Source organism: Cedecea sp. NFIX57 (assembly GCF_900177785.1).
Classification (GTDB): Bacteria; Pseudomonadota; Gammaproteobacteria; order Enterobacterales; family Enterobacteriaceae; genus Cedecea; species Cedecea neteri_C.
The window spans coordinates 100,378-121,369 of sequence record NZ_FXAS01000003.1; the positions used below are offsets into that span (position 1 = coordinate 100,378).

General features: G+C 56.3%; 19 protein-coding genes. 4 read left to right on the forward strand and 15 right to left on the reverse strand.

Translation table 11 applies throughout. The annotated features are described in order from the left end of the window. Positions 1 to 16: 16 nt before the first annotated feature. Complete coding sequence (locus tag B9Y90_RS03120) at positions 17 to 1,054, reverse strand: oxidoreductase (RefSeq protein ID WP_085540180.1); 1,038 nt, start codon at positions 1,052 to 1,054, stop codon at positions 17 to 19. 443 nt (positions 1,055 to 1,497) lie between these two features. Between B9Y90_RS03120 and yhhY the strand changes: the two genes are divergently transcribed. Further along, positions 1,498 to 1,995 carry an N-acetyltransferase gene (gene yhhY, locus B9Y90_RS03130; protein WP_085540181.1) on the forward strand — a complete coding sequence of 166 codons (498 nt, stop codon included), beginning with the start codon at positions 1,498 to 1,500 and terminating at the stop codon, positions 1,993 to 1,995. Between the two features lie 96 nt (positions 1,996 to 2,091). Here yhhY and ggt read toward each other — a convergent pair whose 3' ends face one another. Then, positions 2,092 to 3,837 carry a gamma-glutamyltransferase gene (ggt, locus tag B9Y90_RS03135; protein ID WP_085540182.1) on the reverse strand — a complete coding sequence of 582 codons (1,746 nt, stop codon included), beginning with the start codon at positions 3,835 to 3,837 and terminating at the stop codon, positions 2,092 to 2,094. A 121-nt stretch (positions 3,838 to 3,958) separates the two neighbouring features. Between ggt and B9Y90_RS03140 the strand changes: the two genes are divergently transcribed. Beyond that, positions 3,959 to 4,318: a DUF2756 family protein gene (locus B9Y90_RS03140; RefSeq protein WP_085540183.1), complete on the forward strand. Its 360-nt coding sequence runs from the start codon at positions 3,959 to 3,961 to the stop codon at positions 4,316 to 4,318. Positions 4,319 to 4,322: 4 nt separating this feature from the next. On the opposite strand, the gene ugpQ is transcribed toward B9Y90_RS03140, so the two are convergent. The 10 genes from ugpQ to livK all read right to left on the reverse strand — a co-directional run bounded on the left by ugpQ (position 4,323) and on the right by livK (position 14,494). After that, positions 4,323 to 5,063, reverse strand: a complete 741-nt coding sequence (gene ugpQ, locus B9Y90_RS03145; RefSeq protein WP_039298503.1) for a glycerophosphodiester phosphodiesterase — start codon at positions 5,061 to 5,063, stop codon at positions 4,323 to 4,325. Next, positions 5,060 to 6,130 (reverse strand): sn-glycerol-3-phosphate import ATP-binding protein UgpC, encoded by a 1,071-nt coding sequence (locus B9Y90_RS03150; protein WP_085540184.1) that lies wholly within the window; start codon positions 6,128 to 6,130, stop codon positions 5,060 to 5,062. The genes ugpQ and B9Y90_RS03150 overlap by 4 nt, the downstream gene beginning before the upstream one ends. 3 nt (positions 6,131 to 6,133) lie before the next feature. Further along, a complete protein-coding gene (ugpE, locus tag B9Y90_RS03155) occupies positions 6,134 to 6,979 on the reverse strand; it encodes a sn-glycerol-3-phosphate ABC transporter permease UgpE (RefSeq protein ID WP_008457932.1) in 846 nt (281 codons plus the stop codon). Continuing rightward, entirely contained in the window at positions 6,976 to 7,863 is an 888-nt protein-coding gene (gene ugpA, locus B9Y90_RS03160) for a sn-glycerol-3-phosphate ABC transporter permease UgpA (RefSeq protein ID WP_008457934.1), read from the reverse strand. The genes ugpE and ugpA overlap by 4 nt, the downstream gene beginning before the upstream one ends. 117 nt (positions 7,864 to 7,980) lie before the next feature. Beyond that, positions 7,981 to 9,297 carry a sn-glycerol-3-phosphate ABC transporter substrate-binding protein UgpB gene (ugpB, locus tag B9Y90_RS03165; protein ID WP_039288559.1) on the reverse strand — a complete coding sequence of 439 codons (1,317 nt, stop codon included), beginning with the start codon at positions 9,295 to 9,297 and terminating at the stop codon, positions 7,981 to 7,983. Between the two features lie 345 nt (positions 9,298 to 9,642). Continuing rightward, positions 9,643 to 10,356, reverse strand: coding sequence for a high-affinity branched-chain amino acid ABC transporter ATP-binding protein LivF (livF, locus tag B9Y90_RS03175; protein ID WP_085938903.1), 714 nt, complete (start codon positions 10,354 to 10,356; stop codon positions 9,643 to 9,645). Between the two features lies 1 nt (position 10,357). After that, entirely contained in the window at positions 10,358 to 11,125 is a 768-nt protein-coding gene (gene livG / locus B9Y90_RS03180; protein WP_039288567.1) for a high-affinity branched-chain amino acid ABC transporter ATP-binding protein LivG, read from the reverse strand. Further along, positions 11,122 to 12,399 carry a high-affinity branched-chain amino acid ABC transporter permease LivM gene (locus B9Y90_RS03185; RefSeq protein ID WP_008457943.1) on the reverse strand — a complete coding sequence of 426 codons (1,278 nt, stop codon included), beginning with the start codon at positions 12,397 to 12,399 and terminating at the stop codon, positions 11,122 to 11,124. The genes livG and B9Y90_RS03185 overlap by 4 nt, the downstream gene beginning before the upstream one ends. Continuing rightward, positions 12,396 to 13,322: a high-affinity branched-chain amino acid ABC transporter permease LivH gene (gene livH / locus B9Y90_RS03190; RefSeq protein ID WP_008457946.1), complete on the reverse strand. Its 927-nt coding sequence runs from the start codon at positions 13,320 to 13,322 to the stop codon at positions 12,396 to 12,398. Before livH ends, B9Y90_RS03185 begins: the two co-directional genes overlap by 4 nt. Before the next feature lie 62 nt (positions 13,323 to 13,384). After that, the gene (livK, locus tag B9Y90_RS03195) at positions 13,385 to 14,494 is read right to left on the reverse strand and encodes a high-affinity branched-chain amino acid ABC transporter substrate-binding protein LivK (RefSeq protein ID WP_039288573.1); all 1,110 of its coding nucleotides are present in this window, start codon (positions 14,492 to 14,494) and stop codon (positions 13,385 to 13,387) included. A gap of 398 nt (positions 14,495 to 14,892) precedes the next feature. On the opposite strand from livK, the gene panM reads away from it, so the two are divergent. Further along, positions 14,893 to 15,273 (forward strand): aspartate 1-decarboxylase autocleavage activator PanM, encoded by a 381-nt coding sequence (gene panM, locus B9Y90_RS03200; RefSeq protein ID WP_039288576.1) that lies wholly within the window; start codon positions 14,893 to 14,895, stop codon positions 15,271 to 15,273. A gap of 78 nt (positions 15,274 to 15,351) precedes the next feature. On the opposite strand, the gene B9Y90_RS03205 is transcribed toward panM, so the two are convergent. From B9Y90_RS03205 to B9Y90_RS03220, 3 genes are all read right to left on the reverse strand, one after another. Then, the gene (locus B9Y90_RS03205) at positions 15,352 to 16,455 is read right to left on the reverse strand and encodes a branched-chain amino acid ABC transporter substrate-binding protein (protein ID WP_166878525.1); all 1,104 of its coding nucleotides are present in this window, start codon (positions 16,453 to 16,455) and stop codon (positions 15,352 to 15,354) included. A gap of 257 nt (positions 16,456 to 16,712) precedes the next feature. Continuing rightward, a complete protein-coding gene (locus tag B9Y90_RS03210; protein WP_085540186.1) occupies positions 16,713 to 17,957 on the reverse strand; it encodes an aromatic amino acid transport family protein in 1,245 nt (414 codons plus the stop codon). A 139-nt stretch (positions 17,958 to 18,096) separates the two neighbouring features. Next, entirely contained in the window at positions 18,097 to 19,362 is a 1,266-nt protein-coding gene (locus B9Y90_RS03220; RefSeq protein ID WP_085540188.1) for a 4-aminobutyrate--2-oxoglutarate transaminase, read from the reverse strand. 118 nt (positions 19,363 to 19,480) lie between these two features. Here B9Y90_RS03220 and pdxR point away from each other — a divergent pair, with 118 nt between their 5' ends. Beyond that, on the forward strand, positions 19,481 to 20,971 hold the full coding sequence (gene pdxR, locus B9Y90_RS03225; protein WP_085540189.1) for a MocR-like pyridoxine biosynthesis transcription factor PdxR: 1,491 nt from the start codon (positions 19,481 to 19,483) through the stop codon (positions 20,969 to 20,971). Positions 20,972 to 20,992 lie beyond the last annotated feature (21 nt).

The following is a 20,992-nucleotide window of genomic DNA, read 5'->3' on the forward strand; positions in this document are numbered from 1 at the left end:
AGGAATCAAAAAACAATCAGGCGAGGCTTATTGTCGCAGGAGAAGGCTGTTCGAAACCGCGCTCAAGGATTTCCAGGTTGGTGAGAGCTTCAATTTCTCTGATGTAATTAGGCTTGCCGTCGATCAGCGTGTCGTACAGCGCATCATAGACGCAGCCATAGTCGCCGACTTCCGGTTTCCACTCTTCACGCACCGTTTCCCCGGCTTCGTTAACGTACTCCAGCGTCGCCACGCTATTGTCGGCCCCGAATCCTGGCTCACCCGGCATGATGTACGCTTTGAGGCTGGTTTCCTGCTGGTCGATGCCGTACTTCACAAATGACCCTTTGGTCCCGTGCACGATAAATTTCGGGTAGTCGATTTTCACCAGATGGCTGGTTTTCACGATCGCTTTCAGGTCGCCGTAGAACAATTGGGCTTCAAAGGTATCGTCCGGGTTGGCTTTATTACGCAGGCTGCGGATGTCATAGGCAACGTGGTCCGGGCGGCCAAACAGGGAGATAATTTGGTCCATGGTGTGTACGCCCAGGCCGTAGAACGCGCCGTCAGCCGGTTGGCCCGGGTTCGCTGGCGCATCGGGGCGATACATATCGAAGTGACTTTCAATTTCCACGATCTTGCCGAGCTTGCCGCTCTCAATGGCTTTTTTCATCGTCAGGAAGCAGGCATCAAAGCGACGGTTCTGGTAAGGCGTAACGACCAGCCCCTTCTCTTTTGCCAGCGCAAACAGTTCGCGCGCTTCGGCAAGCGTTGGGGTAAACGGTTTTTCCACCAGCACGTTCTTACCCGCTTCGAGCGCTTTTTTCGCATACTCAAAATGGCTGTCAACGTGGGTGCAAATCACCACCAGTTTGACCAGCGGATCATTAAGAATGTCATCGAGCTGGCTGGTAAAGTGAATGCCCGCGTACTGCGGCTGTTGTTCCAGATCCGGTTTTTCACTGCGGCGGAAGATATGGGCCACGTTGAGTTTGTCTTTACGAACCAGAACGAACGGAAGGTGGTAGCGGGTGGTACTTTTACCAAAGCCAATGAAGGCACAGTGCAGAGTCATTTCATTATCCTTTTTGATTTGAGCTGCCTGTACCTTACTGCAAAGCCGCGCCACGTTATAGCCGCAGACTTCAAACCATCTTTAATTTTAAAGGTCGAGCGTAGCCGTCGCAGGCAGTTTGTTCACGGCCTGCGCGCAGGAACCGGAGCGTATATAGATACGTGAGGATTTCGAGCACAGCCCGGGGACAAAATGGCAAGTAAGGTAGCCCGAATCGGACCCAAAAAAAAAGCCAGCACCCGGCTGGCTAAAGTAATACTGGAAGCAATGTGAGCAATGTCGTGCTTTCAGGATGTCTCCGTAGGGGTCTCCCCTGAACGCATGGCAATAATAATCATTATCATTCGCACTTGTAAAGCGTTTTTTGAAAAAAATAGCGTTGACTTGTTGTGCAAAGTCAATGATGTTTAAAAGGTTTTCTATAACTCATTGAGGAGAAAAGGATGAAATCAGTTGTTGTGCGTCACGCCGAACCTGGCGATGCGGAAGCTTTACAAAAAATGTATGCCCATCCGGCGCTTTATCGCGATACGCTACAGCTACCTCATCCTTCTCTAAAAGCCTGGCATGACCGAATTACCGACCCCCGACCGGGGAGCCGACATTTGGTGGCATGCATCGACGATGAGATTGTGGGGCAGCTAACGCTCACGGTGGAGCAATCTCCGCGCCGCAGCCACGTCGCCACTTTCGGCATGGGTGTGCATTACGATCATCAGGGGAAAGGCATAGCTTCAGCTTTACTTAAAGAAATGGTCGACCTGTGCGATAAGTGGCTGCGCATCGAGCGGATAGAGCTGACGGTGTATACCGATAACGCTGCTGCGCTGGCGGTGTACCGCAAGTTTGGCTTCGAGGTGGAAGGCACCGGGAAGCGCTTTGCGCTGCGCGACGGCGAGTATGTAGATGCCTATTTTATGGCACGTTTTAAGCCAGAGTGATTTTACCCTCGCCCTCTCCTGAAAGGGAGAGGGGATAAAAATATTACATGCGGTTTTCACCCTCTCCCACGGGGAGAGGGCCGGAGTGAGGGGCAATCAATACCCTGCGGTTAAATCATCCACCGAACGTGGGTCAGACGCACCATACAGCTTCCCGTCCGGCGCAATCATAATGCTTTGCGTACTTCCCATCGCGGCCTTCACCTGGACGTTTTGCCCCTTCTCTTTCAGCAACCTGAGCGTATCCGGGCTAAAGCCTTTCTCCACCCGCAGCTCGTCAGGCAGCCACTGATGATGGAAGCGCGGCGCGTTGGTCGCTTCTGCCACATTCATGCCAAAATCGATGCTGTTGACTACCATTTGCAGCACTGTGGTGATAATTCGGCTCCCGCCTGGGCTGCCCGTGACCAGCCAGGTTTTCCCGTCTTTCACTACGATGGTTGGCGACATAGAAGATAGCGGACGCTTGTGCGGCCCCACGGCATTGGCCTCCCCGCCCACCAGCCCGTACACGTTCGGCACGCCCGGTTTAGCGGAAAAGTCATCCATCTGGTTGTTCATCAGAATGCCGGTATTCCCGGCCACGATCCCGGTGCCGAAGGTGGTATTCAGCGTATAAGTCACCGCCACCGCGTTACCGTCTTTATCCACCACGGAGAAATGCGTGGTCTGGTTACTTTCGTACGGCGCCAGGTTACCCGGCTTGATTTCGCTCGACGGGCGAGCCTTGTTGATATCTATTTTCTCTGCCAGCGATTTCGCATAAGCCTTGCTGGTCAGCGCCTGCCACGGCACTTTCACAAAGTCCGGATCGCCGAGGTATTCCGAGCGGTCGGCGTAGGCGTATTTTTCCGCCTCGGCCATGATTTGCAAGGTGCCCGCACTGCCAAAGCCGTATTTCGCCAGATCGAAGTTTTCGAGAATATTGAGGATCTGCACGATGTGGATCCCGCCGGAAGACGGCGGCGGCATGGAATAGACTTCGTAGCCCCGGTATTCGCCGCTGACGGGCTTACGCTCAATGGCTTTGTAATTGGCCAAATCCGCCTTGCTTATCAGCCCGCCGTTCTTCGCCATCTCTTCGCTAATCTGGTCGGCAATCGCCCCCTTGTAGAAGGCCCCCGGCCCCTGCTCGGCAATCATTTCCAGGCTTTTCGCCAGATGGGTCTGCACCAGCTTGTCACCTTTCTGCAGCGGCTCTCCGTCCGCTTTCCAGAAGATAGCCTTGCTGTTGGCGTGATTCGGGATCACTTCCGCCCCGTACTGCTTCAGGTCGTCCGCCAGCGCGTCGTTCACAACGATGCCGTCCCGCGCCAGCTTGATCGCCGGTTGCACGACTTTATTCAGCGGCATGGTGCCGTACTTTTCCAGCGCCAGGCTAAAGCCGGCCACCGTGCCCGGCGTACCTGAGGCGAGATGCGAGGTCAGCGACTTCTTGCTGTCCGCATTGCCTTTATCATCGAGGAACATATCCCGACTGGCTTTTTCCGGCGCCATTTCCCGGAAGTCTATCGCGGTTGTTTTGCCGTCTTTGGTGCGCAACATCATAAAACCACCGCCGCCGATATTCCCCGCCTGCGGGTGCGTGACCGCAAGGGCATAACCCACGGCGACCGCGGCATCCACCGCGTTACCGCCCTGCTTTAAAATATCGACGCCCACCTGAGTCGCCGCTGCGTCCACCGAAGCCACCATGCCGTGCTCCGCGCGCACCGGATGGTAAACGTCCATTTCCACGCCGTAAGAAACCGGCGGCGGAGGAGCGGCTATCACCGTCAAACACAGTCCGATTGTCAGGGCCGGAATGGCGACCCAGCGCAACGTTTTCCACTGCTTTATCATCGTTATATCCTCATTTACCCGGGGAAAGTCCCCGCTTAAGCCTGGTTCACAAATCCGAAATAATCACCGTGATAAAGGAAACGGAGTAAACTTAAGCAACCCCTGATGGGAGGAGATAATGATGAAAAAGGTATGGCTTCTGGCAGCCTTGCTGCCGCTAACCGCGTTCGCACAGCCGCTCAACACCACCAACAACCCTAACCTGCCGGGCTATCAGAACCCGAGCCAGCAGCGGATGCTGACGCAGATGCAAACGCAGCAGTCTCAGCAGCAGGGGATGTTAAAGCAGCAGATACAATCGCAAAATCAGCTTCAGCAACAGCAGCTTCAGACGCAGTTGAACAACAATCAGCAGCGTGTCCTGCAGTCGCAGCCGGGCATGAACCCGCTGCCGAACACCAATGGTGGGATGCTAAAAGGAAATAACAGCGGCATGTTGAAGCCAAACAGTTCAACGCTGCCGCCGCCAGTCACACCGTAAGGCGTTATGCGGAGAAATCCGGGCCTATCTCGTCGATGCGGTCGGTACAGATGGCATCGACGCCCCACTGCAGCAGCACGGCTGCGCGGTGGGGAACGTTCACGGTATACACCAGAATGTACAGTCCAGCGGCTTTCAACGCTTTCACCCGAGCCTCATCAAGCAGTTGATGATTCAGGTGAATAGACACGCATTGAAGACGCGTCGTCAGTTCCTGCCAGTCATCACGCCATTCATCCAGCAGCAGACCGCGAGGCAGTTCAGGGGCCGCAAGCTGTGCGGCTTCCAGAGCCTCAATCTCGAAGGAAGAAAGCAGCGGTGCCGTTTGCCCGGCCCACAGTTCACGGGCAGCCAGCGCAACCACTTTGCCCGTTTCGGCTTCCAGACCGGTGGTTGGCTTGATCTCGATGTTGGCCATCATGCCGTGCTGTTTACAGCGTTCAGCCACCTGAGAAAGCAGCGGCAGCGGCTCGCCCGCATATTCACGGCTGAACCAGCTTCCCGCGTCAACTTTCAGCAGATTGTCCCAGGTCAGCTCGCCAGCAATGCCCCAGCCGTTGCTGGTGCGCTCAAGCGTGTCGTCGTGGAGCAAGAAGATTTGCCCGTCGCGCGAGAGCTTGGCATCAAACTCAATCATGGTGTGGCCGTAACGTGCCCCGACGTCGATTGCCGCGAGGGTGTTTTCCGGCGCAAGTTTACCGCCGCCACGGTGGGCGACGATTTTTGGATAAGGCCAGTTGCTCATAAACGTTGTCCGTTTTTGCCATCAAAGAAGTGCAGATGTTCTTCCGGCAGATGCACCCAAAGCGTGGTGCCCGGCTGCGGACGTTCCTGATGCCCAAGGCGAATCACCACTTTTTGACCGCCCCAGCGGCCGTGGACCAGGTTATCAGCCCCCAGCATTTCAAGGGTTTCCACTACAATCGGGATGCCACCTGCAGCCTGTGAGCTTAGCGCAATATGTTCCGGGCGGATACCCAGCGTCATTGGCCGACCCACCCACTGCAAATGCTGGCTGCCGGTCGGCAAGGCATCGCCGCCGTCCAGCTCAAAGCGTGAGCCGTCGACGCTGATGCTGCCATCCAGCAGGTTCATCGCCGGAGAGCCAATAAAGCTTGCCACAAAGCGGCTCGCCGGGCGCTCGTAAACCTCGACTGGCGTGCCAATCTGCTCCGCCACGCCTTTGTTCATCACCATCACACGTTGGGCAAGAGTCATCGCCTCAACCTGGTCGTGCGTCACATACAGGCTGGTCGTTTTCAGGCGGCGATGAAGCTGTTGAAGCTCAAGGCGCATCTGCACGCGCAGCTTGGCATCGAGGTTAGACAGTGGTTCGTCGAACAGGAATACCGCCGGATCGCGCACGATGGCGCGGCCCATAGCAACGCGCTGGCGCTGGCCGCCGGACAGTTCGCGCGGGCGGCGGGTTAACAGTGCGTCCAGCTCCAGAATGCGAGCGGCTTCCAGCACCTTCTGGCGGATTTGTTCTTTGCCCAGGCCGCGAATTTTCAGGCCCCAGGCCATGTTCTCTTCCACGGTCATGTGCGGATAGAGCGCATAGTTCTGGAACACCATTGCGATACCACGCTCTTTGGGTTCCATGTCGGTGACGCGCTGGCTGTCGATCCAGATATCCCCGCTGGTCACCTGCTCCAGCCCGGCGACCATACGCAACAGCGTAGATTTACCGCAGCCAGAAGGGCCGACCATCACGATGAATTCGCCATCCGCAACGTCTACGGTCAGCGGCTGAATCACCTGGGTTTTGCCGTCCCAGCTCTTGGTTACTGCCTGTAATTTTAAACCAGCCATGGGCTATTTCTCACTATCAACCAGACCACGCACAAAGGCGCGCTGCATAACTAAAACAATAACAACCGGTGGGACAAGCGTCAGCAGCATCGCTGCCATAACCTGGTTCCACTGCGTCACGCCATCACCGCTGGCAATCATGCTTTTGATGCCCGCCACGGCGGTGCCCAAATCGGCATCGGTGATAATCAGCAGCGGCCAGAGATACTGGTTCCAGCCATAGATAAAGGTGATCACGAACAGCGCCGCCAGGTTGGTTTTGGACAGCGGCAGCACGATGTCAAAGAAAAAGCGCATCGGCGAGGCGCCGTCGATGCGTGCCGCTTCCATCAGCTCGTCTGGCAGCGTCATGAAAAACTGGCGAAACAGGAACGTGGCCGTGGCCGACGCCATCAGCGGCAGCGTCAGGCCGGTGTAGCTGTCGAGCATTTTCAGGTTAGAGATAACCTCAACCGTCGGGAAAATACGCACTTCGACCGGCAACATCAGGGTGATAAAAATCATCCAGAAGAACAGGTTACGCAGCGGGAAACGGAACCAGACGATGGCGAAGGCCGACAGCATCGACACGGCAATTTTGCCGATGGTGATCACCAGCGCCATCACCGTGCTGTTAAACAGCATCCGGCCGAACGGGGCGCTGTTGACCGCCACGCCGTTGGTCCAGATATAGCTGATGTTTTCCCACAGGTGAGTACCAGGGATCAGCGTCATCGGCGTATCGAAGACGGCTTTGTTGTCCAGCGTCGCGGCAACAAACGCCACGTACAGCGGGAAAAGAATGACGATGATGCCCAGAATCAGCATGGTGTGGCTGAAGATAGTCAGCCCGCGACGGTTCTCAATCATTGGTAGCGCACCTTACGTTCAACGAAGCGGAACTGAACCACCGTCAGGACAATCACCAGCAGCATCAGCACCACCGATTGCGCCGCCGAGGAAGAGAGATCCAGCCCGGTAAAGCCTTCGCGATAAATCTTGTAGATAAGCGTGGTGGTTGCCTGCACCGGGCCACCGCCGGTTGCCGCGTCAATCACCGGGAAGGTGTCGAAGAAGGCATACACCAGATTCACCACCAGCAGGAAGAAGCTCACCGGGGCAATCAGCGGCAGCGAAATAAAGAAGAAGCGGCGCACGGGGCCAGCTCCGTCAATGGCTGCGGCTTCCACCAGTGAACGCGGAATCGACTGCAAAGCGGCAAAGAAGAACAGGAAGTTATAGCTAATCTGCTTCCACACGGACGCGAACACGACCAGGAACATGGCCTGGCCGCTGTTCTGCGCGTGGTTCCAGTTGTAGCCAAACTCTTCCAGCGTGTGGGTAATCAGCCCGCGCCCTGGGTTGAACAGGAAAATCCACAGCACCGCGGCAATGGCGGGCGCAACGGCATAAGGCAGCAGCATCAGCGTTTGATAAAAACGGCTGCCGCGCACCACATAATCCACCAGCGCGGCGAAGAACAGCGAAGCCAGAAGCCCGCAGCCCGCCACCAGGCCACTGAAGATCATGGTGGTGTAGAAAGAGTCCAGATAGTAGCTATCGTGGAAGAGCTGCACGAAGTTATCCAGGCCAACGAAATGGCTGGACAGACCAAACGGGTCAAGGTTTTGCAGCGAGTACCAGAGGGCTTCGCCCGCCGGCCAGATAAAGAAAATGACGGTGATGATCAGCTGCGGCAAAACCAGCGCATAGGGTAGCCAACTTGAACGGAACACCGGGCGAGATGATGACATAGGGTTACTCGGTTAATGTTAGAACAGGCGATGCTTTGCCCCTTAGCACAACGCTCTCCTTTCACAGAGAGCGCCGTACTCTGCCCCCTCCCTTTCGGGAGAAGGCGAGGGTAGAACTTAAGACTTGGTAGACTGCTCGAAGCGGCGCAGCAGCTGGTTACCACGCTCAACAGAAGCGTCCAGCGCCTGCTGTGGCGTTTTCTTACCGGTCCAGACGGATTCCAGCTCTTCGTCAACCACGGTACGGATCTGCGGCATGTTGCCCAGACGCAGGCCCTTAGTGAACGGCAACGGTGGCTTGTTCAGCATCTGGCGAGTCGCGGTATCCGCACCCGGGTTCTTGTCGTAGAAGCCGTCTTTACGGGTCAGCTCGTAAGCAGCGGTAGTGATTGGCAGGTAGCCGGTTTTCTGGTGCCATTCAGCGGCGATTTCTGGCTTAGCCAGGAATTGCATGAACTCGGCCACGCCGGTGTAAGTTGGCTTGTCTTTGCCCTGCATAACCCACAGGCTTGCACCGCCGATGATGGCGTTCTGTGGTGCGCCTTTCACGTCTGCGTCGTAAGGCATCATGCCTACGCCGTAGTTGAATTTCGCGTACTGACGGATGTCAGCCAGGGAGCCGGAAGACGCGGTAGTGATCGCGCAGTCACCGTTGTAGAACTTCTCGGTGGACTCGTCTTTACGGCCGAAGTAGGTGAAATCACCCTTCTTGTTCATCTCTTCCAGCAGGGCGATGTGTTTTACCTGCTCAGGTTTGTTGAACTCCAATACAGCATCAGTGCCGTCAAAACCGTTGTTTTTGGTCGCAAACGGCAGACCGTGCCAGGCGCTGAAGTTCTCCAGCTGGATCCAACCCTGCCAGCCGCTGGCGTAACCACACTTCATGCCCGCTGCACGCAGTTTGGCGCTGTATGCCGCCACGTCCTGCCAGGTTTTAGGCGGCTGATCCGGGTTCAGACCGGCTTTCTTGAAAGCGTCTTTGTTGTAGTACAGCACCGGAGTGGAGCTGTTGAAAGGCTGGGACAGCAGGTGGCCCGTTTTAGAGTCGGTGTAGTACCCGGCCACGGTCGGGACGAACTGAGATTCGTCGAACTTGATACCTGCGTCTTTAAAGACTTCGTAGACCGGTTTGATAGCCTTAGAAGCCATCATGGTCGCGGTGCCAACTTCATATACCTGCAGGATGGCCGGGGCGTTACCGGAACGGTATGCCGCGATACCCGCCGCCAGGCTTTGATCGTAGTTGCCTTTATAAACCGGCACAATTTTGTAATCAGGGTGCGTTTCATTGAAACGGTTTGCCAGAGAATCCACTTCTTTACCCAGTTCCCCGTCCATTGAATGCCAGAAAGGAATCGTGGTAACGGCCATCGCCTGGGAGGCAAATGCCAGACCAAGCGTCAGCGCTAAAGCTGTGTGTCGTAACGATGTCATTCGGTTATCTCTCTTGTTGTGCCGGATGCGCGAAATCACGCGTTTTATGCTCGCGAGGTAACATGACACGCTCGAATGACAGAAAAATAACGGCTGGATGACAGAATAGTTACAACAGAGTGAATGAAATGTTTCTTTGTCGACGGGAGATATATTTTTCTTTTCCCCTTTGAGCGAGGGTTAGGTGCAAGAAAGAAGGAGCCGCCTGATGCCCTCACCCCGGCCCTCTCCCCACAGGGGAGAGGGAGAAAACAAAAGCTATGGGAAACATTGTTTATTCCCTCTCCCTTCCAGGGAGAAAGTGCAAACAAAAAAACGGCAACCGAAGTTGCCGTTTTGCTTCTACTAGCCGCCTAAGTAAGCGCTGCGCACCGCTTCGTTAGCCAGCAGCGCATCGCCGGTATCTTCCAGCACGACGTGGCCGTTTTCCAGCACGTAACCCCGGTCAGCCAGCTTCAGCGCCTGGTTGGCATTCTGCTCCACGAGGAAGATGGTCATCCCTTCGCTGCGCAGCTGCTCGATGGTGTCGAAAATTTGCTGGATGATGATCGGTGCCAGACCCAGCGACGGTTCATCTAACAGTAGCAGACGCGGCTGGCTCATGAGCGCGCGGCCTATCGCCAGCATCTGCTGCTCGCCGCCGGACATGGTGCCCGCCCGCTGGATGCGGCGTTCGTGCAGACGCGGGAACAGATCGTAGACGCGCTTAATGCGCGACTGGAACTGGTCACGTTCGGCAAAAAAGCCGCCCATCGCCAGGTTCTCTTCCACCGTCATGCGGGAGAAAACGCGGCGCCCTTCCGGCACAATCGCCACGGCCTCACGCATGATGCGTGCCGTGTGCCAGTCTGTAATATCTTTGCCATCAAACACGATGCGGCCGCTGGTCGCACGCGGGTCGCCGCAAAGCGTACCAAGCAGCGTCGTTTTACCTGCGCCGTTAGCGCCGATGAGCGTAACAATTTCGCCCTGTTTAATATGCAGACTGACGTCGTGCAGCGCCTGGATTTTGCCGTAGTGGGCGCTCACCTTGTCAAACGACAACATTACATTTTCCATCTTAAGCCTCACCCAGATAGGCGCGGATCACATCAGGGTTGTTGCGGATTTGCTCCGGCGTGCCGTTGGCTAACGGCGTTCCCTGGTTCACCACGTAGATACGGTCAGAAATGCCCATGACCAGCTTCATGTCATGCTCAATCAACAACACCGTGGTGTTGTGGTGATTACGCAGCTCCATGATCAGCTCATCCAGCTCATGGGTTTCTTTTGGGTTAAGGCCAGCGGCAGGTTCATCCAGCATCAGGATTTCCGGCTGGGTTACCATGCAGCGAGCAATTTCAAGGCGACGCTGATCGCCGTAGGCCAGGTTGCTTGCCTGGCGGTTAGCGTGCTCCAACAGCCCGATACGCTCGAGCCAGGTAGCCGCTCTGTCCAGCGCTTCGCTCTGCGCACGACGGAAACCAGGGGTTTTCAGCAAGCCTGCAAAAATACCGGTTTTCAGCTGCTGATGTTGCGCCACCAGCAGGTTCTCAATCACCGTCATTTCACGGAACAGGCGAACATGCTGGAAGGTACGCACCACGCCCATGCGCGCAATCTGCTGGCCCGGTAAGCCTTCCAGATGCTGGTCGCGCAGCAAAATGGTGCCGCCGGTCGGCTTGTAAAAGCCGGTCAGGCAGTTAAACACCGTGGTTTTACCGGCGCCGTTCGGGCCGATAAGTGAAACAATTTCCTGTGGATGCAGCTCGAGGGAGACATTGTTGACGGCCAGCAGGCCGCCGAAACGCATCATCAGACCGCTTACGGATAACAATGGCTGACTCATGCCTGCTCTCCTTTCACTTGCTCTTTCTTCAGCTTCAGATGCGGACGCGTCATCGGCAGTAACCCTTGTGGACGCCAAATCATCATCAGCACCATCAGGCCGCCGAGCACCAACATGCTGTACTCGTTCAGGTCACGCATCAGCTCGCGGGAAACCACCAGCAGAACAGCGGCAAGAATCACCGCGAACTGCGAGCCCATCCCGCCCAGCACCACAATCGCCAGCACAAACGCCGACTCGGCGAAGGTGAAGGATTCCGGGCTGACAAAGCCCTGGCGTGCGGCGAACAACGTCCCGGCAAAGCCCGCAAAGGCGGCGCTAATGGTGAACGCAGTCAGCTTGATGCGGGTAGGGTTCAGACCCAGAGAGCGGCAGGCGATTTCATCTTCGCGCAGCGCTTCCCAGGCGCGGCCCAGCGGCATACGCAGCAGGCGGTTAATCACGAACAGCGACAGTACGACCAGCAGCAACGCCACCAGGTACAGGAAAATAATCCTGTCGCTCGGGTCGTAGGCCACGTTAAAGAAGTTACTGAAGGTATCCCAGCCGCCTTCTCGGGCGGTGCGACTAAACTCCAGGCCGAAGAAGGTCGGTTTTGGGATCTGGCTGATGCCGTTCGGACCACCGGTAATATCGGTGTTGTTCAGCAGCAGGATACGGACGATTTCGCCGAAGCCCAGCGTCACGATCGCCAGGTAGTCACCACGCAGGCGAAGCACCGGGAAGCCGAGCAGGAAGCCCGCGGCAGCTGCCACCAAGCCCGCCAGCGGCAGGCAGGTCCAGAAGCCCAGGCCGTAATAGTGGTTCAGCAACGCAAAAGTGTAAGCGCCGATAGCGTAGAAGCCACCGTAGCCCAGCACCAGCAGGCCAGACAGCCCCACCACCACGTTCAGCCCCAGGCCGAGGATGATGTAAATCATGGTTAATGTAGCAATGTCCACGGTGCCACGTGACACCAGGAACGGCCACGCCACGGCGGCAACCAGCAGCGCCACCAGGAACAGCTTCTGCTTCGCCGTGGAACCATCCAGCGCCGGCAGCACAAACTTCGGCCCGGACACTTTCTTCATGCCCTTCTGGAACAACGGGCGCAGCAGCTGGAACACCAGCACCGCAGCGGTGCCGATAAAGACCCATTCCCAGCGCACGGAAGGCGCGCTGTTTACCACCAGTTTGGTGCCGTCCAGGCTCAGCTGAACGCCCATAAATACCGATGCTAAAACGAAGAACATGGCTGCGGAGAGCAGCGAAAACACAATATGCATCGGTTTCATACTTTCTCAACCTCCGGACGACCCAGGATCCCGGTAGGCATCACCAGCAGCACCACAATCAGCAGCGCAAAGGAGACGACGTCTTTATATTCCGTGCTCAGGTAGGCTGAAGTCAGCGCTTCGGCCACGCCAAGGATCAGGCCGCCAATCATTGCGCCAGGAATACTGCCGATGCCGCCAAGTACCGCTGCGGTAAAGGCTTTCATCCCGGCCATAAAGCCGATGTATGGGTTGATAACGCCGTAGAACTGGCCCAGCAGCACGCCAGCCACTGCCGCCATTGCGGCACCAATGACGAAGGTGAGCGAGATAACGCGGTCGGTATTAATCCCGAGCAGGCTGGCCATTTTCAGATCTTCAGCACAGGCACGGCAGGCGCGGCCCATGCGGGAATAACGGATGAACAGCGTCAGCGCCAGCATAGCCAGGAAGGTCACAACCCAGATAACCAGCTGCATGGTGGTGATGGTGGCGGTGAAGTTATCGCTCGCCCCCACAATCCACTGGCCGTTAAACAGGCTTGGCAGTGCGATGTCGCGCGAACCTTCCGTCAGGCTGACGTAGTTTTGCAGGAAAATGGACATCCCGATGGCGGAAATCAGGGCAATCAGGCGCTTGGAGTTACGCACCGGCTTGTAGGCGACGCGCTCAATGCTCCAGCCGTAGGCGCTGGCGATGATAATGGCGCCAATAAAGCCTGCGCCTACCAGCATCCAGCCCACATCAATTCCGAGCATCATTAGCGCGGCGATGATCATGAAAGAGACGTAGCTGCCGATCATATACACTTCGCCGTGAGCGAAGTTGATCATGCCAATAATGCCGTACACCATCGTATAACCGATGGCGATCAGCGCATAGGTACTGCCCAGCGTGACGCCGTTAAACATCTGCTGCAGGAAGTAGAGAAACTGCTCGGACATAACTTAACCTTTTAAAAACCCCCAGCATAGGCCGGGGGTGGGATGACTGTGCAGCCTTCGCCTTACTTCGCCACGGAGGACGAACCATCGGCGTGCCACTGGAAGACACCGAATTCAAATCCCTTCAAATCGCCTTTCTCATCCCAGTTCAGCGGCCCGATCACGGTGTTTGCACCGTGTGCTTTTAAATCTTTCACCAGCGCAGCAGGATCTTTGCTGCCGGTGCGGTCCATAGCGGTGGCCAGAGACTGAACTGCCGCGTAGGTGATCCACACATACGGGCCGCTCGGGTCTTTCTTCGCCGCTTTCAGTTCATCCACGATAGCTTTGTTGGCCGGATCCTGGTCATAGCGCTTAGGCATGGTCACCAGCATCCCTTCGCCCGCGGGGCCAGCGATGTTGGACAGAGAAGCGTTACCTACGCCTTCCGGCCCCATAAACTGGGTTTTCAGGCCAACGGCGCGCGCCTGGCGCAGGATCTGCCCCATTTCCGGGTAGTAGCCGCCGTAGTAAACGAAATCGATGTTTTCTTTTTGCAGACGCGCCACCAGGGTGGAGAAATCTTTGTCGCCGGCGGTGATCCCGTCGAAGAACACAATGTTCGCGCCGCCTTTTTTCAGGCCGTCCTGCACGGAGCGCGCCAGGCCTTCGCCGTACTGCTGCTTGTCGTGGATGATCGCGATGCGCTGCGGCTTAACGTGTTCCAGAATATATTTGGACGCCGTTGGGCCCTGGGAAGAGTCGAGGCCAGCGGTACGCATGATCATGCCGTAGCCGCGCTGGGTCAGCTCAGGGTTGGTCGCGCCCGGAGTGATCATCAGGATGCCTTCATCTTCATAGATATCAGAAGCCGGCTGGGTGGAAGAGGAGCACAGGTGGCCGATAACGTATTTTACGCCGTCGTTAACGATTTTGTTGGCAACCGCCACGGCCTGTTTTGGATCGCAGGCATCGTCATATTCAACGCCAACCAGCTTGTCGCCTTTTATCCCGCCTTTGGCGTTGATGTCTTTGATAGCCTGGCGAGCGCCGTTAAATTCCATGTCGCCCCACTGCGCGACCGGACCTGACATTGCCCCGACAACAGCCACTTTAATATCACCCGCGGTTGCCGCGTGAGACACGGCCAACGCCACCAGCCCGGCCAGTAATGTCTTCGCGTTCATCTTCATTCGTTCCATCCCCATAACTTGGTTAAAAAGCACTCAGTACCTTTTATAATCAACGACCATTTTTATCAGTGCCTTTAAGGAGTTAGCGGTAAAATTTACAATTTATCAGGCTAAACTCTCTATTTTTCAGGCGATTAAGTAGAGATAATATTCTGTATTTCGCCATAGTTAAACAAAAAAAAGCACCAAAATCAGCATAAAATAGCGGTACAAAGAGCCGAACAATTCACTGGATTTTAGTGCTTTATCCTGGTCAGGATTCAATCTGCCGCGTTAAAGGCTGGCTTACCTTTACGCTAAAAAGTAATCAACTGCTGAACGGCATAAAAAAGATAAAGCGTCTGAGGCAAATAAATTGGTTACACTCGAGGTTTTCCCGCTTTTTGGTTAGGTCACTTATGAAACTCACTATCATTCGTCTGTTTGAGTTTAGCGCTCAGGATAAAATTGACCTCGGTAAGATCTGGCCGGAATATTCCAGCGGTTCGCTGACCCTCAGCGACAATGAAAGGATCTACGCCGCAAAATTTAACGAGCGGCTGCTCGGTGCGGTGCGCGTCACGCTCACAGGCGATGCCGGAGCGCTGGATTCTCTGCGCGTCCGTGAAATTACCCGCCGCAGAGGCGTGGGGCAGTATTTGCTGGAAGAGGTCATGCGGGATAACCCAGCGGTTGCGCACTGGTGGCTGGCGGATGTTGGCGTTGAAGATCATGCCGTGATGACGGCGTTTATGCAGGCTTCCGGGTTCCGCGAGCAGAGCGGTGGCTGGGGGAAGTGAGCAGCCCTCACCCCGACCCTCTCCCGAAAGGAGAGGGAGTAAACACTAAAACGGCAACCCTTTGGTTGCCGTTTGCTTTTATTTTGCGTCAGTGGCTGTGCCGTTGGCATGCCAGGTGAACACGCCGAACTCAAAGCCTTTCAGGTCGCCTTTCTCATCCCACGACAGCGGCCCCATTACGGTATCCACGGTCGCCCCTTTCAGGTATTTAGAGATTGCCGCCGGATCTGCACTCTGGTTCAGGCCAGCTGCCAGAGACTGCAGGGCTGCGTAGGTAGTCCAGACGAATGCACCGCTTGGATCCTGTTTCTTAGCTTTGATCGCGTCCACAATCGGTTTGTTGGCCGGAACCTGATCGTAGTTCTTCGGTTTGGTCACCAGCAGACCTTCTGCGGAATCACCGGCGATGTTAGAGAGGGAAACGTTCGCTACACCTTCAGGCCCCATGAACTGCGTTTTCAGGCCAGCGGCGCGGGACTGACGCAGGATCTGCCCCATTTCCGGGTGGTAACCACCGTAGTAAACGAAATCGATGTTTTCTTTCTTCAGGCGGGCAACCAGCGTGGAGAAGTCTTTCTCACCGGCGGTGATCCCGTCGAAGAACACCACATTAGCGCCGCCTTTTTTCAGGCCGTCCTGCACGGAACGCGCCAGGCCTTCACCGTACTGCTGCTTGTCGTGGATGACCGCAATGCGCTTAGGCTTCACGTGTTCCAGAATGTATTTCGCCGCGGTTGGGCCCTGGTCGGAATCCAGACCGGTGGTACGCAGAGTCAGCTTATAGCCACGCGCGGTCAGCTCAGGAGCAGTAGCCGCCGGGGTAATCATCAGAATACCTTCGTCTTCGTAGATGTCAGACGCTGGCTGAGTGGAAGAAGAGCACAGGTGACCGATAACGTACTTGATGCCGTCGTTCACCACTTTGTTCGCTACCGCGACCGCTTGTTTCGGGTCACAGGCATCGTCATATTTGGTGATAACCAGTTTGTCGCCTTTGATCCCGCCTTTGGCGTTAATGTCAGCCACCGCCTGCTCGGCACCGGTAAATTCCTGATCGCCGTATTGCGCGACCGGCCCAGACATTGCCCCTACTACCGCGACCTTAATATCTTTTGCCATCGCCGCGTGGCTCATTGCCAGTGCAATGCATCCTGCCAGTAAGGCTTTACCCGTCATTTTCATCCTGAGAGTCCCCATTGTTATGGTTATTGAATTTGTTGTGTTGTTGTTTGTTAGCGCATTATTCTGTTTGTAGGTATAAGAAAAGCATATGATAGCTAACTTAAGGGCAGCAGCCGGCGCTACGGCAGCACACTATGCTAAACATAGCGCCATTTACGATAATTTGGAAAGACATATTTGAAGGTTAGATAACGGGAATGTGACAAAAAAATAACCGCGCCGGAAAGCCTCCAGACGCGGGGGAGCAAGCCTCGGAATCACCAACCTGCCGGCAAATATCCCAGAGCGGAAGCAACCGCATAAACGGCACTACAGAGATACAGCAACACAATGAAAATCTGGATCAGCGGGTGAGTCATAAACGCCGGGCAGGTCCAGCCCGGCGTGACATCGCCGTTGCGGCGGGCGCCTTTGATCATCAGGATCGGCATAATCGATAAAATCACCCCGCTGAACACGCCGGCAAAATAGAGCGCATTAACGAACGACACCAGCCCGCTGTAGGCCAGCACAAACGGCGGGATAGCCACCACCAGCAGCACCAGAAAACGCTTCAGAGAAGGCTCATCGCTGCCCAGGCGGAAGCGGTCAAAGATATTGGTCAGGAAACTTCCGCCCAGCCCCCAGTACGACGTCAGCATGGCGCACAGTGCAAACAGGTTCGCCGAGAAGAATGCCCACTCTCCCAGCGCTTTCCCCCAGGAAATCGTCGCCACCTCAGAGATATTGTCCAGCCCGTTAAGCATGATGACCGACATCGGCACCAGGGCCAGCAGCGCGAAGGTCACCACCATGCCAACGATGATGGCTTTCGGCAGCTTTTCGGGCTTGTCGGCAAAACCACGCGCCATCTCCGGCACGATGTACTGCGCCGAGAAGCAGAACACCACCACGTTGAACACCGGCACCATGTAGAGCCAGTTACCTTCCAGCAGGTAGCCGACGCTGGTCGTCTCTTTCAGCAAAGTGGCAATCACCAGCACCGCGATCATCACCACCATGCCAACGCTAATGAACTTTTCCCCACGCCCGATGGCTTTCAGGCCCATGTACAGCACGCCCGCCGCCGGGATGAAAAACAGCACGCTGCCCAGAGCCGGGGAGATACCAAACAAAGAGTGCAGCAGCTTGCCGCTGCCGGTCATATAGGCGGTCAATGCTCCGACGCTGTTTACGCAGACGGAAAGGAACATCATCAGCGCGCCAAAGCGCCCGACGTAGCGCAGCGACAGCCCGCTGAGCTGTAAATGCTGGCGAGTGCGCAGCGTCGATTCGGCGACGTAAAGCATCGTCACGGTGGTCAGGCTGCCCACCAGCACCAGCCAGAATAGCAGCGGCCAGAAGCCCGCTTTACTTGAGGCATAGGCGATAGAAAGCACGCCCGCGCCAATGTTAGTGCCGACAATCATCGACACACCTTCAACGAAACTCAGAGATTTTCCAGGGACAGCTATCCGCTCCCCGCGCGCAACGGCGGGAGAGAAGGTGGAGTTTTCAGACATAATATTTTCCGTATTACTCCGGCGGTAACGCCCGCCGGAAAACAGGGGATATCAGGGTGATAAACCACTTCACGCTGGGAAAAAACGCTGCGGCCGCCTTATGTATGGCGGGCTTCCCTGCCGCCGCAAACTACGGGGATTAGCCCTTAAGCACCTGGGACAGAATAGCCAGAGCTTTGGTGAACTGAGCATCAGGAATGGTCAGCGGATAAAGGAAGCGGATAACGTTGCCGTAGACGCCGCAGCTCAGCAGCAGCAGCCCTTTCTCCTGAGCTTTCAGCTGAACTTCACGGGTATATTCTGGCGAAGGTTTCCCGGTCTGCGGATCGTTAAACTCCACTGCTACCATCGAGCCTTGCCCACGTACGTCAACAATTGCCGGGCAGCTTTGGCGCGCCTGATTCAGCACTTCTTTCAGGTGTTCACCAAGCTGGGTCGCACGCTTGCACAGCTGTTCTTCTTTGATCACATCCAGCACTGCGTGAGCCGCCGCAACCGCCAGCGGGTTGCCCGCATAAGTGCCGCCCAGGCCGCCAGGCGCAGGGGCATCCATTACTTCGGCACGGCCGACAACGCCGGACAACGGGAAGCCACCGGCCAGGCTTTTCGCCATCGTCATCAGATCGGCTTTGACGTCGTAATAGTCCATCGCAAACAGCTTGCCGGTACGCGCGAAGCCGGTCTGCACTTCATCGGCAATCAGCAGAATGCCGTGGGTGTCACACAGCTGACGCAGCGCCTGCATAAATTCAGGTGGCGCCACGTTGAAGCCGCCTTCTCCCTGAACCGGCTCCAGTATGATGGCCGCAACCTGGTCCGCAGCGATATCGGCTTTAAAGATGCGATCCAGGCTTTTCAGCGCATCGTCTGTTGTCACGCCGTGAGCGGCATTCGGGTAAACCGCGTGGTAGACAGAGCCAGGGAATGGGCCAAAACCGATTTTGTAAGGTGCCACTTTGCCGGTCAGCGCCATGGTCATAAAGGTACGGCCATGGAAGCCGCCGCCAAAGGTGATCAGCCCGGGACGTTTGGTATAAGCGCGGGCGATTTTCACCGCATTCTCAACCGCTTCTGCACCGGTGGTGAAGAACGCAGTTTTCGCCGGGCCATCAATCGGCGCCAGTTCGTTAATGCGCTCGGCCAGCGAAACGTAGCTTTCATAAGGGACAATCTGGTAAGCCGTGTGGGTAAAGGCCTGCAATTGTTTTTCTACAGCGGCAATCACTTTCGGGTGACGATGGCCGGTGTTCAGCACGGCGATCCCAGCAGCGAAGTCGATAACCTCGTTGCCTTCCACATCCCACAGGGTGGCGTTCTCCGCTTTCTCTGCAAAGTAGCTACACATCACGCCTACACCGCGCGGCGTGGCCTGTAAACGACGCTGATTCAGCTCTGCACTTTTCACCTTGGTCTCTCCTGTTAAGTCAGTCACTTTGTCGCAACAAATCAGAAACAATGTCGTTTATTTACACAGGTATTGGCCCTATAATCGAGTACCAATTCAGTTTATCTGAGGGATCCAATTGCGAGATTTAGTGGGTGATTTGATTCTTGTCAGGCTGCAGGCAGAGACCGATACCCTGCTGCATAAGCGCCTGTATAACGCACTACGGCGCTCCATTCTGGATGGTTCATTGCCGCCCCACAGCCGCCTGTCCGCCTCCCGCGACTTAGCCAGCGAACTCGGCATTTCACGTAACACTGTGTTAACAGTTTATGAGCAGCTTATGACCGAGGGGTACGTTTCATCCCGCCAGGGCAGCGGAACTTTTGTTGAAAAAACGCTGCCGGATCGCTTCACCTCCACGGGAAGCCCTGGCGAAGGTGGCGTGGCGCCTGAACCCGAGGTGTCTATTTCCCGCCGCGGCCAGCATCTTCTTTCGCAGGTGAGCGCCAGCCCGCGCCAGTGGGGAGCTTTTATTCCCGGCGTACCAGACGTCAACGCCTTCCCTCATCCACTATTCAGCAAGATCCAGGCGCGCATCAGCCGCCGCCCTAAGCCGGAGCGCCTGAGCTATAGCTGCAACGGCGGCACGCCTGAACTGCAGCATGCGCTGGTCGACTATCTGCGTGTTTCACGGGGCGTAAACTGCCAGGTCGACCAAATCCTGATCACCGAAGGGATCCACCAGGCAATCGATCTGGTCACCCGGATGCTGTGCGACAGAGGCGACCTGGCGTGGATCGAAGAACCTTCTTACTGGGGCATTCGCCACGTACTGACGATGAATGATGTGCGGGTCACGCCGCTCACCGTCGATGAGAACGGCCTTTGCCCGCCGGAGAAAGTTACCGAGGCGCCGCGCTTAATCTTCGTCACGCCGTCTCATCAGTACCCGCTGGGGGCGGTGATGAGCCTGGAGCGCCGCCAGCGTCTGTTGGCACTCGCCCGCCAGCACGGCAGCTGGATTATTGAAGATGACTACGACAGCGAATTTCGCTTTTCTGGCCAGCCTATTCCGGCGCTGCAGGGGCTGGTCACCGACGCGCCAGTGGTTTACATCGGCACGTTCAGTAAAACGCTTTATCCGGGGTTAAGGCTCGGCTACGTCGTGTTGCCCCGCCCGCTGGTCAATGACCTGAAAACCGCCCATGCGGAGCTGTATCGCGGCGGTCATTCCCTTATCCAGCAGGCGCTGGCAGAGTTTATTACCGCCGGGCATTATTCGGCCCATATTCGCCGGATGCGCCTGCTTTACGGCCGCCGTCGCGCCTTCCTGACCGACCTGATCTCCCGTCACTGCGGGCCACAGGCGCTGTCAGATTTTAGCGACAACGCCGGGCTGCATCTGATTTTGAACCTGCCGGATGAAGCCGATGATGTGGCGATTGCTGAGCGCGCCAACGCCCGCAATATTCTGGTGCGGCCGTTATCGCGGTATTACCTGACCGAACAGCGCAAGAAGGGATTGTTGATGGGGTTCGCCAGCCTGCCGGAAAGCGAAATGGAAGCGGCGTTTGCCGTGCTGCTGGCATGTATGCCGGAGCATAAAAAGCAAAACGCCCCAGCATAAAGTGGGGCGTTCTCGGTGCGC

Coding starts and splice junctions, on each gene's coding strand:
- B9Y90_RS03120 (WP_085540180.1), bottom strand. CDS start 1,054: ATGACTCTGCACTGTGCCTTCATTGGCTTTGGTAAAAGTACCACCCGC.
- yhhY (WP_085540181.1), top strand. CDS start 1,498: ATGAAATCAGTTGTTGTGCGTCACGCCGAACCTGGCGATGCGGAAGCT.
- ggt (WP_085540182.1), bottom strand. CDS start 3,837: ATGATAAAGCAGTGGAAAACGTTGCGCTGGGTCGCCATTCCGGCCCTG.
- B9Y90_RS03140 (WP_085540183.1), top strand. CDS start 3,959: ATGAAAAAGGTATGGCTTCTGGCAGCCTTGCTGCCGCTAACCGCGTTC.
- ugpQ (WP_039298503.1), bottom strand. CDS start 5,063: ATGAGCAACTGGCCTTATCCAAAAATCGTCGCCCACCGTGGCGGCGGT.
- B9Y90_RS03150 (WP_085540184.1), bottom strand. CDS start 6,130: ATGGCTGGTTTAAAATTACAGGCAGTAACCAAGAGCTGGGACGGCAAA.
- ugpE (WP_008457932.1), bottom strand. CDS start 6,979: ATGATTGAGAACCGTCGCGGGCTGACTATCTTCAGCCACACCATGCTG.
- ugpA (WP_008457934.1), bottom strand. CDS start 7,863: ATGTCATCATCTCGCCCGGTGTTCCGTTCAAGTTGGCTACCCTATGCG.
- ugpB (WP_039288559.1), bottom strand. CDS start 9,297: ATGACATCGTTACGACACACAGCTTTAGCGCTGACGCTTGGTCTGGCA.
- livF (WP_085938903.1), bottom strand. CDS start 10,356: ATGGAAAATGTAATGTTGTCGTTTGACAAGGTGAGCGCCCACTACGGC.
- livG (WP_039288567.1), bottom strand. CDS start 11,125: ATGAGTCAGCCATTGTTATCCGTAAGCGGTCTGATGATGCGTTTCGGC.
- B9Y90_RS03185 (WP_008457943.1), bottom strand. CDS start 12,399: ATGAAACCGATGCATATTGTGTTTTCGCTGCTCTCCGCAGCCATGTTC.
- livH (WP_008457946.1), bottom strand. CDS start 13,322: ATGTCCGAGCAGTTTCTCTACTTCCTGCAGCAGATGTTTAACGGCGTC.
- livK (WP_039288573.1), bottom strand. CDS start 14,494: ATGAAGATGAACGCGAAGACATTACTGGCCGGGCTGGTGGCGTTGGCC.
- panM (WP_039288576.1), top strand. CDS start 14,893: ATGAAACTCACTATCATTCGTCTGTTTGAGTTTAGCGCTCAGGATAAA.
- B9Y90_RS03205 (WP_166878525.1), bottom strand. CDS start 16,455: ATGAAAATGACGGGTAAAGCCTTACTGGCAGGATGCATTGCACTGGCA.
- B9Y90_RS03210 (WP_085540186.1), bottom strand. CDS start 17,957: ATGTCTGAAAACTCCACCTTCTCTCCCGCCGTTGCGCGCGGGGAGCGG.